The 14,550-nt window shown below is 67.3% G+C and carries 15 protein-coding genes; 9 read left to right on the top strand and 6 right to left on the bottom strand.

What is annotated here, in order from left to right; translation table 11 throughout:
• Window positions 1-48 precede the first annotated feature (48 nt).
• The 4 genes from ACYU98_RS00880 to ACYU98_RS00865 are packed head-to-tail and all read left to right on the top strand — an operon-like array spanning window position 49 to window position 4,028.
• Window positions 49-471 (top strand): MerR family transcriptional regulator, encoded by a 423-nt coding sequence (locus ACYU98_RS00880; RefSeq protein WP_460466287.1) that lies wholly within the window; start codon window positions 49-51, stop codon window positions 469-471.
• Entirely contained in the window at window positions 468-1,325 is an 858-nt protein-coding gene (locus tag ACYU98_RS00875; protein ID WP_460466286.1) for an AAA family ATPase, read from the top strand. The genes ACYU98_RS00880 and ACYU98_RS00875 overlap by 4 nt, the downstream gene beginning before the upstream one ends.
• Window positions 1,322-2,719, top strand: a complete 1,398-nt coding sequence (locus tag ACYU98_RS00870; protein ID WP_460466285.1) for a VWA domain-containing protein — start codon at window positions 1,322-1,324, stop codon at window positions 2,717-2,719. Before ACYU98_RS00875 ends, ACYU98_RS00870 begins: the two co-directional genes overlap by 4 nt.
• 10 nt (window positions 2,720-2,729) lie before the next feature.
• Window positions 2,730-4,028, top strand: coding sequence for a hypothetical protein (locus ACYU98_RS00865; protein ID WP_460466284.1), 1,299 nt, complete (start codon window positions 2,730-2,732; stop codon window positions 4,026-4,028).
• Between the two features lie 9 nt (window positions 4,029-4,037).
• On the opposite strand, the gene ACYU98_RS00860 is transcribed toward ACYU98_RS00865, so the two are convergent.
• Together ACYU98_RS00860 and ACYU98_RS00855 are read right to left on the bottom strand one after the other, a co-directional pair.
• On the bottom strand, window positions 4,038-5,237 hold the full coding sequence (locus ACYU98_RS00860) for a serine/threonine-protein kinase (protein WP_460466283.1): 1,200 nt from the start codon (window positions 5,235-5,237) through the stop codon (window positions 4,038-4,040).
• Window positions 5,238-5,303: 66 nt separating this feature from the next.
• A complete protein-coding gene (locus ACYU98_RS00855; protein ID WP_460466282.1) occupies window positions 5,304-6,161 on the bottom strand; it encodes an aldo/keto reductase in 858 nt (285 codons plus the stop codon).
• 98 nt (window positions 6,162-6,259) lie between these two features.
• Between ACYU98_RS00855 and ACYU98_RS00850 the strand changes: the two genes are divergently transcribed.
• Entirely contained in the window at window positions 6,260-8,032 is a 1,773-nt protein-coding gene (locus ACYU98_RS00850) for an acetyl/propionyl/methylcrotonyl-CoA carboxylase subunit alpha (protein ID WP_460466281.1), read from the top strand.
• 3 nt (window positions 8,033-8,035) lie between these two features.
• Here the strand turns inward: ACYU98_RS00850 and ACYU98_RS00845 are convergent, their stop codons facing one another.
• A complete protein-coding gene (locus ACYU98_RS00845; protein WP_460466280.1) occupies window positions 8,036-8,635 on the bottom strand; it encodes a TetR/AcrR family transcriptional regulator in 600 nt (199 codons plus the stop codon).
• A 54-nt stretch (window positions 8,636-8,689) separates the two neighbouring features.
• On the opposite strand from ACYU98_RS00845, the gene ACYU98_RS00840 reads away from it, so the two are divergent.
• Both ACYU98_RS00840 and ACYU98_RS00835 read left to right on the top strand, forming a co-directional pair.
• Window positions 8,690-8,875 carry a hypothetical protein gene (locus ACYU98_RS00840; RefSeq protein WP_460466279.1) on the top strand — a complete coding sequence of 62 codons (186 nt, stop codon included), beginning with the start codon at window positions 8,690-8,692 and terminating at the stop codon, window positions 8,873-8,875.
• Between the two features lie 167 nt (window positions 8,876-9,042).
• The gene (locus tag ACYU98_RS00835; protein WP_460466278.1) at window positions 9,043-9,231 is read left to right on the top strand and encodes a hypothetical protein; all 189 of its coding nucleotides are present in this window, start codon (window positions 9,043-9,045) and stop codon (window positions 9,229-9,231) included.
• 112 nt (window positions 9,232-9,343) lie between these two features.
• Here ACYU98_RS00835 and ACYU98_RS00830 read toward each other — a convergent pair whose 3' ends face one another.
• Entirely contained in the window at window positions 9,344-10,747 is a 1,404-nt protein-coding gene (locus ACYU98_RS00830) for an NAD(P)H-quinone dehydrogenase (RefSeq protein ID WP_460466277.1), read from the bottom strand.
• Window positions 10,748-10,787: 40 nt separating this feature from the next.
• Here ACYU98_RS00830 and ACYU98_RS00825 point away from each other — a divergent pair, with 40 nt between their 5' ends.
• Both ACYU98_RS00825 and ACYU98_RS00820 read left to right on the top strand, forming a co-directional pair.
• The gene (locus ACYU98_RS00825; RefSeq protein ID WP_460466276.1) at window positions 10,788-11,612 is read left to right on the top strand and encodes a purine-nucleoside phosphorylase; all 825 of its coding nucleotides are present in this window, start codon (window positions 10,788-10,790) and stop codon (window positions 11,610-11,612) included.
• Entirely contained in the window at window positions 11,612-13,231 is a 1,620-nt protein-coding gene (locus tag ACYU98_RS00820) for a phospho-sugar mutase (RefSeq protein ID WP_460466630.1), read from the top strand. Before ACYU98_RS00825 ends, ACYU98_RS00820 begins: the two co-directional genes overlap by 1 nt.
• Here the strand turns inward: ACYU98_RS00820 and ACYU98_RS00815 are convergent, their stop codons facing one another.
• Window positions 13,232-13,852 (bottom strand): PH domain-containing protein, encoded by a 621-nt coding sequence (locus ACYU98_RS00815; protein ID WP_460466275.1) that lies wholly within the window; start codon window positions 13,850-13,852, stop codon window positions 13,232-13,234.
• A gap of 1 nt (window position 13,853) precedes the next feature.
• The gene (gene deoC / locus ACYU98_RS00810) at window positions 13,854-14,474 is read right to left on the bottom strand and encodes a deoxyribose-phosphate aldolase (RefSeq protein WP_460466629.1); all 621 of its coding nucleotides are present in this window, start codon (window positions 14,472-14,474) and stop codon (window positions 13,854-13,856) included.
• Window positions 14,475-14,550: the final 76 nt, after the last annotated feature.

Here is a 14,550-nt window from a genome sequence, read left to right as displayed (position 1 = left end):
GAGCGTCACACCTTGACGTTGACGTAAACGTAAAGCACGATGACGGGGATGACAACCCCGGACCTCACGTGGACGATCGCCGAACTCGCCGTCGAGTTCGACGTGACCCACCGCTCGCTGCGCCATTACGAAGAGCTCGGCATGCTGACGCCCCAGCGCGACGGCAACAAGCGGGTCTATGACCGCGGCGATCACATCCGGCTCGGCCTGATCATGCGCGGCAAACGGCTCGGTTTCTCCCTCCCCCAAATCCACACCATCGTCACGATGTATGACCAGCAGCCCGGCGAGAGTGGCCAATTGCGCTATCTGCTCGGACAGTTGGCAGACCGTCGCGCCGACTTGGAACAACGTCGGCTCGACATCGAGGACTCGCTGCACGAACTGGAGACCCTTGAGCGTCGTTGCCGAGAAGATCTCCGCGGCCTGCAGTCGAGCGCGTCTGCCGCTGCCGACACAATGGCGCCATGACGAGTTCCTTCACCGGAGTCGACGATGCCCGCCAGCGACTAGCCGCAACCGGCTATCTCGCGTCCGACGCCATCTGCACCACCAGCCACCTCGCGACCGCACTGGGCCGACCGATTCTGGTTGAAGGCCCCGCCGGCGTCGGCAAGACCGCTTTAGCGAAGGCGATCGCGCAAGCCACGGACCGCGACCTCGTACGACTGCAGTGTTATGAGGGCGTCGACGAGGCCCGCGCGCTCTACGAATGGAACCACGCCAAGCAGTTGCTGCGAATCACCGCCGAGCGTGAATCCGACTGGGAACACGCGCGATCGGACATCTTCAGCGACGAATTCCTGCTGGAGCGACCCCTTCTGCGCGCGGTGCGCAGCGAGCGCCCGGTGGTGCTGTTGATCGACGAGCTCGACAAAGCCGACGAGGAGATGGAGGGCCTGCTGCTCGAGCTGTTGTCGGAGTTCCAGGTGACCATCCCGGAGCTGGGAACCATCGTCGCCCGCCACACCCCGATCGTCGTGGTCACCTCGAACGCCACGCGTGAGTTGTCGGAGGCGCTGCGCCGCCGTTGCCTTTTCCTGCACATCGATTATCCGAGCGCCGAGCTCGAGCAGCAGATCGTCGAGCTCCACGCGCCCGGACTGCCGAGCGCACCCCGGGAGGCCCTCGTACGCGTCGTGCGGGCGCTGCGCGCCCAAAACCTGCGCAAGCCGCCGTCGGTGTCCGAAACCATCGACTGGGCGCGCACCCTCCTGGCGATCGGTGGTGACGATCTCGACTCGGCATTCGTCGCGGCAACCCTCGGAGTCCTGCTGAAACACCAAGACGACATCGACGTGGCCCGAACGAAACTGGCCTTGTGACCACCGAGCGCCTCGTCGGTTTGGTGACCGCGATGCGCGATCACGGGCTGCAGGTGGGAACCGCCGAGACGGTCACCGCCGCCGAGGCGATCGGTGTGCTCGGTCTCGACCGCCGCGACACTCTGCGCGAGGGGCTCGCCACCACGCTGGTCCGCAATGCCGACGGACGTCCGGTCTTCGACCAACTCTTCGACCTGTGGTTCCCGGCCGCGACCCACGCGCGCACCCTGGATCGCGAACCGGCCGACCTCGACGAACTGCGCGCGCAACTCACCCAGGCTTTGGCCGATCACGACGAGCAGCGTCTCGACGACCTGGCGGCCGCGGCTCTGGAGCTCCTTGGCCGCATCTCCCCCGACGACGAGGCGCGCGGATGGTCCTCGGGCCAGACCATGGACCGGTTGGCCGCTCAACGACTCATTTCGGCAGCCGAGGAGATCGCGCTCCAGCGTGATGGACAGGGGGGTGGAGTTGGTGACGGTGACGGCAAGGGAAGCGGTGGATCGGGTTCGGGCTCAGGCGGATTCCCCGACCGATTCACCCGCGACGAGCTCCGCGCCGAAGTTGCTGCGTTCCGGCGCCGGGTTGAAGCCGAGGCGCGACGGCGCAACACCGCTGTCCGCCCCCGGGAACAGATCGCCCGCTATGGGGTGGAGTCGCCGACCGACCGGCGCGACTTCCTCGCCCTCTCGACGCGTGACCTCGACGAGATGCGCCGCCAACTAGACCCCCTCGCCAAGAAGCTGGCCGCCCGACTGTCCCGCCGTCGGCGCTCGCAGCGCGGCGGGATCGATGTTCGCCGAACCTTGCGCGCGGCGACGGCTACCGGTGGAGTGCCGTTGGATCCGGTCTACAAGCGGCCCCACCGGCACCGGCCAGACGTGCTGATGATCGCCGACATGTCCGGTTCCGTCGGTGGTTTCAGCTCGTTCACGATGCTGCTCATGCAGGCGCTGCACGACCAGTTCCGGCAGGTGCGGATGCTTGGTTTCGTCAGTTCGGCTGCCGATATCACCCAGGTCGTCAAGGACGCACCACCCGGAGCCGCGTTGACGTCTTGGGCGCTGCAACAGGCCGCGCTCACCACCCGCGGCCGCAGCAGCAGTTACGGCAACTCGCTGGCCGACGTACGCGATGAGTTCCTCCCGCTGGTCGGACCTCGTACGACGGTGCTCGTCCTCGGCGACGGACGCACCAACTACGGCGATCCAGGGCTCGATCTGCTGCGTGAGATCGCCCGGCCGGCGCGGCGAGCGGTCTGGCTGAACCCCGAACCTGCTGCCCGGTGGGGCGCCGGCGACTCGGCTGCCGGCGACTACGCGCGCGTTGTCGATATGCACGAATGTCGCAACGTCGTGCAGTTGCGCCGGTTCGTTGAGCGAGAGCTCGGGTAATACTGGCCCCGTGTTGTTCCGGAAATCCTGCACCCTCCTTGCCACGTCGGCCTTGATTGCCGCAACCTCGGCGCCCGCTGATGCGGCGGTCTTGCCGTACGGATATGAGGTCGCTGGAACGCCTGTCACCGCGGCGACCTCGGGCGCCGGGCCCATTCTCGGGCCGGGCCTCTACCGACTTGATCTGCCCAATGACGGGTCGCCCCGCACCATCACCGTTGAGCGCTCCGCGTTCCCCAACCTGGTCGCTGACGTGTTGTCGGCCGAGACAGAGGGCAGCTCGCTCACCGCGACCGGTGACCACTCGCTGGAGATCGCTCTGGTCGGTCCGGACGACACCGAATGCGACACCGACACGGACACATTGTCCGCAGACGACGCGATCGACCACCTGACGACGCAGGTCGGCTACGACGCGGGCAAGGACGGCCGGTTCAACTCGTGGAGCGGCTGCCAAGAGGCGAGCTCATTGACACTCAAGATCACCCACACTGCCACCCGCGCCGCCGGAACAACCCCCGCCGAGCTGCTGCTCAGCAGCGAACCCCAGGCGACCAGCGGAGCCGGTGTCGCGGCCACTACTGCCGAACTGGGGGTGCTCAAACCCGCGAAGGGCGCCACTCAAGACGCGGTGACCGGCGGCCGCGGCTTCACCCAGGCAACCACGTTGACCGGCGGCACCTACCCGACGGAGCTCACCGCCGGCGGTTGGACCTACTTCCGGGTGCGCGTCGGGTGGGGGCAACGGGTGGCCGCGGAACTGCGGGTCCCGGCCGACGGCAGCAACTTCGCCCCACCAGCTGGTGTATCGGTCAAAATAGGACTGTTCAGCCCGCAACGGGTGGACATCACACCCGGCTACAGTGCGGACACGACCACGACCTCGACGATGTACAGCAACGAGTCGAGCCAGGACACCCTCAATGTGTTCTCCGCTCCGGTGCGCGTCGCCAACCGGGCCCCTGCCACCAGCATCAGCGGCCCGATCGACCGGGATGCGCTGAGGTTCACGACCGCCGCCGGCTGGTATTACCTCGGCATCCAGACCGAGCCGTCCGACACCACGCCCGGCACTGCGCTCAAGTCACTCCCGAAGATCCCGGCGGACCTGGCGATCCACGTCAGCGGAACCGAGCAGCAGGGGCCGACCTACGAAAACAGCACCGAGCCCCTCATCGGCAAGATGAGCGTGGGCAACGGCGTCGATCAGAGCAGCATCCCGTGGGTTCGACTCTCGCTCAGCGTGATTGCGATCCTGCTGGCCGCAGTGGCCGTGCTCTGGGCACTGCGCCAGCGCCGCAGCGAGTAGGGCGCCGAGTCAGTTGGCAGCCTTCGGCACGGCCCGCCACCGGGTCGTTCCGTCCACCGACGCGCACTCACGCACGACGCCGTTCTGGTCCGCCTCGGTGGTTCCGACATCGGCCCACGAGCAGCCGGCGCCCAGCCGGGCGAGGCCGGGGGTGCCCTTCGGCCCATCGTTGGGCAACCAGATCGCGGTGAGCGCCGCCGCCGCAATCAGGGGCGCACCGACCAGAGCGGCCGTACGGCGCAATCGCCGGGCCCGCGCCGCGCGCTGCGCCAGTCGGTCCACTGCGGGGTCGAAGCCCCGGGTCATCGATCGGCCCGCGGTCGTGTCGCCGCCGAACGCGACCGTACGGCCGCCGGAGACGAATTCCCCGTGGGCCTCCCCCATTGGCGGCAGGTCCGCCGGGATGTCAATCGTGTGCTGATCGAGCCAGCGCAGTTCGGGAGAGTTGAGGGCGTCGAGCGCTTCCAGCGCCGACCCCGTACGCCGGTCGATATCCGGGTGGGCAAGGCGAGCAAGCGCCTGCCACAACGTGTCTGGCACATCCTGCGGCCTGGGCGGCAGGTCACCGGGGTCCGTACGGGTCGTCGCTCGCGGCTTGTGTCCGGTCAACAACTGCAGGCCCACCATGCCCGCGGCGTAGAGATCCGATCGCGGATCGAGGTCATAGCCGCGCAACTGCTCCGGTGCGAGATACCCGGGCGTTCCCATCACGATGTTCTGGCTCGTCAGTCGCGGCGCGTCCATCGAGATCGCGATTCCGAAGTCGGTGAGCAGCAGATGTGGTTTAGCGGTGCCGGTGGCAGCCAGGAGCAGGTTCGCCGGCTTGACGTCCCGGTGAACAACCCGCTGCTCATGCACCGCGGCGAGCGCCCCGAGCAGTTGGCGCATCAATTCGGTCGCGAACAACGGTGGCAACGCGCCGTGCTTCTTGCCAAGCCCGGCGACCGACCCGCCATCGACCAGCGGCATCGTCAGCAGCACCCGGTCGTCGGTGCCGGCCCACCCGAGCGGGGTGACCACGTTGGGGTGGTGAATGCGCATGCCCTGCTCGCGCATGAAACGCAGCAATGCCCCAGCGTCGCTCTGCCGCAACACCTTTGCCGCGATCACCGAACGGTCGCGCAGGTCGTACGCCCGCCAGACGCCACCCATGCCACCCTCACCGATCATGTCGATCAGCTCGTAGCGGCCGGCGAACACCTCACCCACGCGAATTCCTCCGGAACAGACACCAAGGCCGGACCACTCGAGAGCGGTCCGGCCGAGCGTAACCAATCAGACGCCGAAGGTGTCCGGGTCGGGGCCCATGCGCTCGCCCTGGGGCAGCGCGTCGATAGCCGCCAACTGCGGCGCGGAGAGCTCGAAACCGAAGACATCGAAGTTCTCGGCGATCCGCGAGGGGGTCACCGACTTCGGGATCACGACGTTGCCGGTCTGCAGGTGCCAGCGGATGATCACCTGCGCCGGCGTACGCCCAACCTGCCGCGCGATGTCGGCGATGGTCTCGTTGTGAAGCAGGTCACCGCCTTGGCCCAGCGGGCTCCACGCCTCGGTGACGATGCCGTGGTCGGCGTGGAACGCGCGCAGGTCGGCCTGGTTGAAGTCAGGGTGCAACTCCACCTGGTTGATCGCGGGGTATTCGCCCACGGCATCGTGCAACGCGGTCAGGTTGTCGATGGTGAAGTTGCAGACGCCGATCGCGCGGACACGACCTTCCTCGCGCAACTGCATCATCGCTTCGTACGTCTGAATGAATTTTCCCTTGGCGGCTGTGGGCCAGTGGATCAGCAGGAGGTCGAGCGGACGACCGAGGTCAAGTCGGGCGATCGAGGCGTCGAAGGCGGCGAGAGTCTGTTCCATGCCTTGGTCGTCGTTCCAGATCTTGGTGGTGACGAAGACCTCGTCGGAGTTGACGGCGTTGTCGGCCAGCGCACGTCCGACGCCGGACTCGTTGCCGTAGATACGGGCGGTGTCGATGCTTCGGTATCCGACCCGCAGGGCCTCGGCGACGGCGGGCGTCGCCTCCGCGTCCTCGACCTGCCATACGCCGAATCCGAGTTGCGGCATGGTGACCGAGGTCGGGCCGGCGTGCAGTTCGACGGTCGGAGTGTCTGTGGTGATGTCAACAGTCATGCAGTGTGCAGCACAGCTCGGTCGACCGATATTCCGTCTCTCGGGTTTGCGGGCCGCCCTGACGTGTGGCGTCGGACACACGGCGATAGGCTCCCACCATGCCCGAACTGCACAAGGTCTTGATCGCCAACCGCGGTGAAATCGCGGTCCGTATCGCTCGTGCCTGCAAGGACGCCGGACTCGGCTCCGTTGCGGTCTACGCCGAGCCAGACCGGGACGCGCTCCACGTCAAAGTCGCCGACGAGGCCTATGCCCTCGGTGGCAACACACCCGCGGAGTCCTACCTTGTGCAGGCGAAGTTGCTCGACGTAGCGAAGCAGTCCGGCGCCGACAGCGTGCACCCCGGTTATGGATTCCTCGCCGAGAACGCCGAGTTCGCCCAAGCCGTCATCGACGCCGGCCTGACCTGGATCGGACCATCCCCGGCAGCGATCGACAGTCTCGGCGACAAGGTCAAGGCCCGCCACATCGCCACCAAGGCCGGCGCGCCGCTCGTTCCCGGCACCAACGACCCGGTCAAGGGTGCCGATGAGGTCGTCACGTTCGCCAAGGAACACGGCCTACCCGTCGCCATCAAGGCGGCGTACGGCGGTGGCGGTCGCGGTCTGAAGGTGGCCCGCACCATCGAGGAAATCCCCGAACTGTTCGACAGCGCCGTCCGCGAGGCCGTCACCGCCTTCGGCCGTGGCGAATGCTTCGTGGAGCGCTTCCTCGACAAACCACGCCACGTCGAGACGCAGTGCCTGGCCGACACCCACGGCAATGTCGTCGTCGTCTCCACCCGCGACTGCTCCCTACAGCGCCGCAACCAAAAACTGGTCGAGGAAGCCCCTGCGCCGTTCCTGACCGACGAACAACACACCGAGTTGCTGCGCGCCTCCAAGGCGATCCTCAAGGAAGCCAACTACACCGGCGCCGGCACCTGCGAATACCTCGTCGGCCAAGACGGCGTGATCTCCTTCCTCGAGGTCAACACCCGCCTGCAGGTCGAACACCCGGTCTCCGAGGAGGTCACCGGAATCGACCTCGTACGAGAGCAGTTCCGCATCGCTGCTGGCGAGGCTCTCGGCTATGACGACCCCGAACCGCACGCTCACTCGTTGGAGTTCCGGATCAACGGCGAAGATGCCGGCCGCAACTTCTTCCCTGCTCCCGGAACCGTGACCACCCTCGGTGTCCCCTCGGGCCCCGGCGTGCGTTGGGACGCCGGCCTGGTCGAGGGCGACACCGTCGCCGGCGCGTTCGACTCGATGATCGCCAAGCTCATCGTCACCGGCGCCACCCGCAACCAGGCCCTCGAGCGCGCCCGCCGCGCGCTGGACGAGTTGGTCATCGAGGGTATGCCGACCGTCACTCCCTTCCACCGAGCAGTGGTCAGCGACCCGGCGTTCGCGCCGGACGGCGATGCCCCCTTCACCATCCACACGCGCTGGATCGAGACTGAGTTCGACAACCAGATTCCGCCGTACGCCGGTGGTTCGGCCGATGCCGACGAGCCGGCCGCGCGTCAGAACATCGTGTTGGAGATCGGCGGCAAGCGGGTCGAAGTGTCGCTGCCCGGCGATCTGCAACTCGGTGGTGGTGGCGGTTCCGCTGGCCCGAAGAAGGCCCCCAAACGGTCTCGTTCCGGTGGTGGCGGGGCAGCCGCCAGCGGCGACTCGGTCACCGCCCCGATGCAGGGAACGATCGTCAAGATCTCGGTCGAGGAAGGCGCCACGGTTGCCAGCGGCGACACCATCGTGGTGCTCGAAGCGATGAAGATGGAGCAGCCCATCACGGCTCACAAGGATGGTGTGATCACCGGGCTCAAGGCCGAGATCGGTGCCACCGTCACCTCGGGTGCTGTGCTCGCCGAGATCAAGGACGCCTGAGCGTCAGCCGATCTCGGCCTCAGAGATTGCGTTGATCAGCAATCCGGTGGTGGCCGCCAGGAAGGCCGCCCGAGTCTCTGCCGGCTCGGACAGCGACTGAATGGCGACACCCTCGATGCCCGCCACGACCGTACGAGCTCGTAGTTCGGCGTGGTCACGGCCGTGTTGCTCGACCAGTTCCCTAACGATTTCGACCAACTGTCGCCGCCAGCTGACCATTGCCTCGCGTAGTTCCGGGGTGCGTACGGACTCCAGTCCGAGTTCCGCCATGGTGACCAGCAAGGCCGGGTGGACGGCCCAGTTGGCGAGCATCGCGACCGTCGCCTCGATCGCTTCGGTGGTTTCCTCGGGATCGCGGGGCAGGTCGCACCCCATCGCCAGAACGTCGTCGGTCAGTCGTTGGGCGACGCGCTCGGTGACCGCCGCCAGCAGACTGGCGCGGGTGCGGTAATAGACCGAGCAGCTCCCCTCGGGCAGTTCCGCCGCCCGGTCCAGCGCGCGGTGAGTGAGCGCGCGCAAGCCGCCTGCACCGATCACATCGATGGCGCTGTCCAGCAAGAGCGCTTGACGGGCTGCGGTTCCTTCGGGGCGTTCAACGGTCACGACGTGAAGCCTGTCACACTGAGAACTCCGTATCCCGCAGACCCGAGGACTGTCATGCATTGGCTCTGGAACCTGATCCCGCTCGTTTTAGTCGGCGGTGCCATCTGGCTGGTTCTGAAGTATCTGCGGCCTCGACTGCGCGCCAATCGCTATGCGGCCTGGGAGCGGGAAGGGCTGCTGCCCGACCAGGTTGACCCGCACGCCGTCGATCGCAGCCGAGACGCCCGGCCCACCGACTGACTCCCTCCCCGCCGAACCGCGCCGGTTCCTGCCGCTTAGACACGTTCTATCCGGTCGGAACTCGCGCGGTTTTTCGTTGGCTGCCGGGCCGACTGGACAACCACTCACTACAGGCGTAGTGTCTTTCTTGTCAGAGCACTACAGATGTAGAAGGAACGTAACTCACCATGAACATGATCCCTGGCTTTTTCACCGGCTTCAGCGTGATCGTTGCTATCGCGCTTGTCGCGTTGGTGGCCGTCCTCGCTACCTGGACCGTGCAGTTCTTCGCCCGCAACCGTGCCGAGCGCCTTGCTACGCGCCAGCCGCTGGTGACCTACTACCGCCACCTGGGTAGCCACTCGTTCGCTCACTGAGCCCACCAACGCTGCAGTAACGCGCAAACCCCGCAGGTACACCTGCGGGGTTTGCGCGTTACTGCAGCGCTTGGGTGCTGGGGCAGACGGTGGCCCCGGCGGAAGCAGCCGGTCAGATCTCGCTTTGGTGCAGCCGGCGGGCGGCCTCGGAGATGGAACCGGTCATCGAGGGGTAGACCGAGAAGGTCTGCGACACCTGATCGACGGTGAGGCGGTTCTGGACGGCCAACCCGATCGGGAAGATCAGCTCGGAGGCCTGCGGCGCCACGACCACTCCCCCGACCACCGTGTTGGAGCCCGGGCGGACGATCAACTTCACGAAGCCGTCCTTGATGTTGCGCATCTTGGCCCGCGGGTTGGTCGACAGGGGCAGGGTGACGACCCGCGCTTCAATGCGGCCTTCGTCGACATCAGCCTGCGAGTAGCCGACCGTGGCGATCTCGGGGTCGGTGAAGATGTTGGCGCAGACGCCGCGCAGGTTCAGCGGGGCAACCGCGTCGCCGAGCGCGTGAGCCATGGCGATGCGGCCCTGCATTGCGGCGACGGAGGCCAGCGGCAAGACCCCGGTGCAGTCACCGGCGGCGTAGACGCCGGGCACCGACGTACGAGACACCCGGTCGACCACGATGTGGCCCGATGGCGTCAGGTCGACGCCAGCCTCTTCGAGGCCGATGCCGTGGGTCTGCGGGATCGAGCCGACGGCCAACAGCGCGTGGCTCCCCTCGACCGTACGGCCGTCTTCCAGGGTGACGGTCACGCGATCGCCGTTGCGGACGGCGGACATGGCGCGCGACCGGTTGAGAACCTGCATGCCGCGACGGCGGAAGACGTTTTCGATCACGGTGGCGGCGTCGGCGTCCTGACCAGGCAAGACCCGGTCGCGTGACGACACCAGCGTCACCTTCGAGCCCAGACCAAGGTAGGCGTGAGCCAACTCGGCACCGGTCACACCAGAACCGACGACGATGATCTCCTCCGGCAGCTCGGTCAGGTTGTAGATCTGCTGCCAGGTCAGGATGCGTTCACCGTCGGGCATCGCGCTGTCCATCACCCGCGGGGTGGTGCCGACCGCGAGCAGAATGACATCCGCGTGGATGTCCTCGGTTGAGCCGTCGTCATGAGAAAGCCGCACCAGGTTCGGCCCGGCAACCGCGCCCGACCCCTTCACCACGCGGCAGCCGACGCTCTCAACCTGGGCGCGAATGTCGTAGCTCTGCGCCTGCGCGAGCTTGATCACCCGCTGGTTGACCTCGGTGATGTGGGCTTCGGCGTGTTGGTCTTCGGCGTGGCCCTCGAAGTGCACGCCAAGACGCCCGGCCGACTTGAACCGGGACATGAAGTCAGAGGTGGCGATGAGGGTTTTGCTCGGCACACAGTCCGTCAAAACCGCGGCCCCGCCAAGGCCGTCCTTCTCCACCACCGTGACGGCTGCACCGAGGGCCGCGGCGACCAGAGCGGACTCATAACCGCCAGGTCCACCACCGATCACAACTACAGATTTCTGTCGACCACTCACGCCGATATCCAACCACGCGCGCCGTCGCTACTCTGGGCCGGTGACGCCGAGCTTCGACTTCTCCGCCCTTGATCCCTTCTCCCTGGCCGATGACGCCGCGCGCGCCATCGCGCAGCTCACCGGTGTGCCACGTCACGATGTGGCGCTGGTTCTCGGATCGGGGTGGGGCGAAACCGCCGACCGCCTCGGCGAGACAGTCGCCACCCTCGACAACGAGCAGGTGCCCGGGTTCGCGAAGGCCGCGGTCGCCGGCCATCACGGCACGATCCGTTCAGTCCGGATCGGCGACAGCGACAAGCACGCGCTGGTCTTCGGCACCCGTACGCACTATTACGAGGGCCGCGGTGTGCGCGCCGTGGTTCACGGGGTCCGTACGGCCGCAGCCGCCGGCTGCTCGACGCTGGTGTTGACGAACGGTTGCGGTGGACTGCAGCCGCAGTGGCAGCCCGGCACCCCCGTGTTGATCAGCGACCACCTGAACCTCACCGCGAACTCGCCGTTGGAGGGCGCGACCTTCGTTGATCTCACCGACCTCTACTCCGCGCGGTTGCGCGACCTCGCCCGCAGTGTCGACCCGAGCCTCGACGAGGGTGTCTACGCCCAATTCCGCGGACCCCACTACGAAACGCCGGCGGAGGTGCGGATGGCCAAGACCCTCGGCGCCGACCTGGTCGGGATGTCGACCGCACTGGAAGCCATCGCCGCGCGCCACGTCGGGCTGGAGATCCTTGGCATCAGCCTGGTCACCAACGCCGCGGCCGGCATCTCCCCCGACCCGCTGAGCCACCAGGAAGTCATCGACGCCGGCAAGGCCGCGGCTGACCGGTGCGCCACGCTGCTCGCCTCGATCGTGCGGGCGCTGTGATGGACCTCGACGCCGTACGCTCTTGGATCGCCGACGACCCGGACGCCACCACCCGCGCGCAGCTGCAGGACCTTCTGGAACGTGCATCGGCCGGCGACAGCGCCGCGACCACGGACCTCGAAGACCGATTCGCCGGACTACTGGAGTTCGGCACCGCAGGCCTGCGCGGGGCTTTGGGTGGGGGCCCGAACCGGATGAACCAAGTCGTGGTCATCCGCACCGCCGCGGGGCTCACCGCCTACCTCCAAGAGGCAACCGGGAAATCGGACGTCACTGTCGTCATCGGTTTCGATGCGCGCCACAACTCCGACGTCTTCGCGGCCGACACAGCCGCAGTGGTCACCGCCGCCGGTGGCCGCGCGCTGGTGCTCTCGCACCCACTGCCGACTCCCCTGCTGGCCTACGCAATCCGTCACCTTGGCGCGGACGCGGGCGTGATGGTGACCGCGAGTCACAACCCGCCGCAGGACAACGGCTACAAGGTCTACCTCGGCGACGGCAGTCAGATCGTGCCACCGTCCGACGGGCAGATCGCGGCCGCGATCGACCGCTTCCCACGCGCTGCGGACGTCCCTCGCGCCACGGACGGTTGGGAGACGGTCGACGATGCGATCGTCGCGGACTATCTCGACACGGCGTGCGCGGTGGTGGCCAAGGGCTCTCCGCGCGACCTGCGGATCGTGCACACCGCGCTCCATGGCGTCGGCAGCGCCGTGATGCGCGATGCGTTGCAGCGCAGCGGTTTCGGTGATGTCACCAGCGTCGCCGAACAGGAACATCCCGACCCCGAGTTCCCCACCGTCGCCTTCCCTAATCCCGAAGAGCCCGGCGCCATCGACCTTGCTTTGGAGACCGCTCGCCGGGTCGATGCTGACCTGGTGATCGCCAGCGACCCCGACGCGGATCGTTGCGCGGTTGCGGTGCAGGACGCCGACGGCTGGCGGATGCTTCGCGGCGATGAAGTGGGCGCCCTCCTGGGTCACCACCTGCTCCAGCGTGGCCCGGTCGAGGGCGTTTTCGCCAACTCGATCGTGAGCTCGCGACTGCTGGGCGCCATCGCGCGCGCTGCCGGAGTTCGCCACGAGGAGACACTCACCGGGTTCAAGTGGATCAGCCGTGTTGAGAGGCTGCGATACGGCTACGAGGAAGCCCTCGGATATTGCGTCGATCCGGGCAAGGTGCGCGACAAGGACGGCATCACCGCCGGGCTGCTGATCGCCGAACTCGCCGCGACCGAGAAGGCCCGCGGACGAACTCTGCTCAACGTTCTCGCCGACCTCGCGACTGCCCATGGTCACCACCTGACCGACAGTTTCGCCGTTCGCGTCGACGACCTCGCGGTGATCGGCATGATCATGGCCAGACTGCGCGAGCAGCAGCCGGACAACGTTGCCGGGCAAGCTGTTTCGCAGACCGAAGATCTGCTGCGTGAAGGTGGCCTGCCACCCACCGACGCCCTGCGCTATCACCTGGCTGACAACACGCGGATCATCGTGCGACCCTCGGGCACCGAGCCGAAGCTGAAGGTCTACCTCGAGGCAATCGGCAGTGACCGCGCGGAAACGCAGGCTCGACTCGCCGCCGTACGCCGGGAGTTTGAAACGCTCACCAGCGCCTGATCAGGCGAAGGCGCCGACCAGCAGCAACACCACGAAGACGGCCCAGCCGGCGAGCGCGATGGGCGACCAGGAGCGCTCGACAACCTGCGGTTGGGGTTCCAGCAAGCCAGCAGCGACAGCCCGGTCGTAGCCCTCCTGCCCGTGGGCGATCGAGCGCTGCACGTCACCGGCGGAACTCGGCCGGTGGCGCAGATCCTTCGGCGACTCCGGCAGCCCGGTGCCGGCCAGCATCCCGAACCGCGCTCGACCGCTTTTCTCGGCCCGCGGCCGCTGGGCCGAGATCGCCCATGCGCTGAAGGTCTTGCCGTCATGGGTCACCAGGGTGAGGTTCCACCGGGTCTCGATCAGGTCGATCGCCGACCAACTGAGGTGGGTGACCCGGATCAGGTTGTCCAGCCGTACGCCGTCCTGCGCCAGGCGCACCGACGGGCGAACGAACAGCAGCCACAACAGAACAGCGCCCGCGACCATCCAACTGGTGACCGCCAGGTCGATGCCTCCGTCGAAGGCGAAAATAACCAGCATGACCGCCATCAGCGCGATGACGGCGATGCCGATGCCGACGGCGCCCCGTTGGCGGAAGACATTTCGCCCTGCCCCGGCGGGGGTCTGTTCGGCCACGTCAGGCGGGGAATCCGTCGAGCACCGCGGCGGTGCCCGACAATCCGAGACGGCTCGCCCCGGCCTCGATCATTTCCGCTGCCGCCTCGGGGGTGCGGATGCCGCCGGAGGCTTTCACACCGAGGCGGTCGCCGACGGTCTGACGCATCAGCCGTACGGCGTGAGCAGTCGCCCCGCCCGCCGGGTGGAATCCGGTCGAGGTTTTCACGTAGTCGGCACCGGCCGCCTCGGATGCCTCGCAGCAGGCGACGATCTGCTCGTCGGTGAGCGCGGCGGACTCGATGATGACTTTCAGCAGGACGTCGGGGGCGGCATTCCGTACGGCCTGGATGTCGGCTTGTACGGCCGCAAAGTCGCCGGCGCGAGCGGCGCCGACGTCGATCACCATGTCGACCTCGGCAGCGCCGAGGCGCGCGGACTCGGCCGCTTCGGCGGCCTTGACCGCGCTGGTGTGCTTGCCGCTCGGGAAGCCGCAGACCACGGCAACCGGGACGGCCGACTGCAGCGGCAGGAACGAGGGTGAAACGCACACCGAGAACACGCCAAGGCGTTCGCCTTCGGCGATCAGGGCTCGTATGTCGTCGACGGTGGCTTCGGGCTTCAGCAGCGTGTGGTCAACCATTTGGGCCACCTGCGTGCGGGTCAGGTTCGTCACCGCCCAAGGCTAACCGCTGCGTGCCCTATTCTCATCGCGCTAC

The organism is Calidifontibacter terrae (assembly GCF_054778835.1).
The sequence above is the reverse complement of the archived record's forward strand: the minus strand, read 5'-3'. Positions and strand labels throughout refer to the sequence as shown.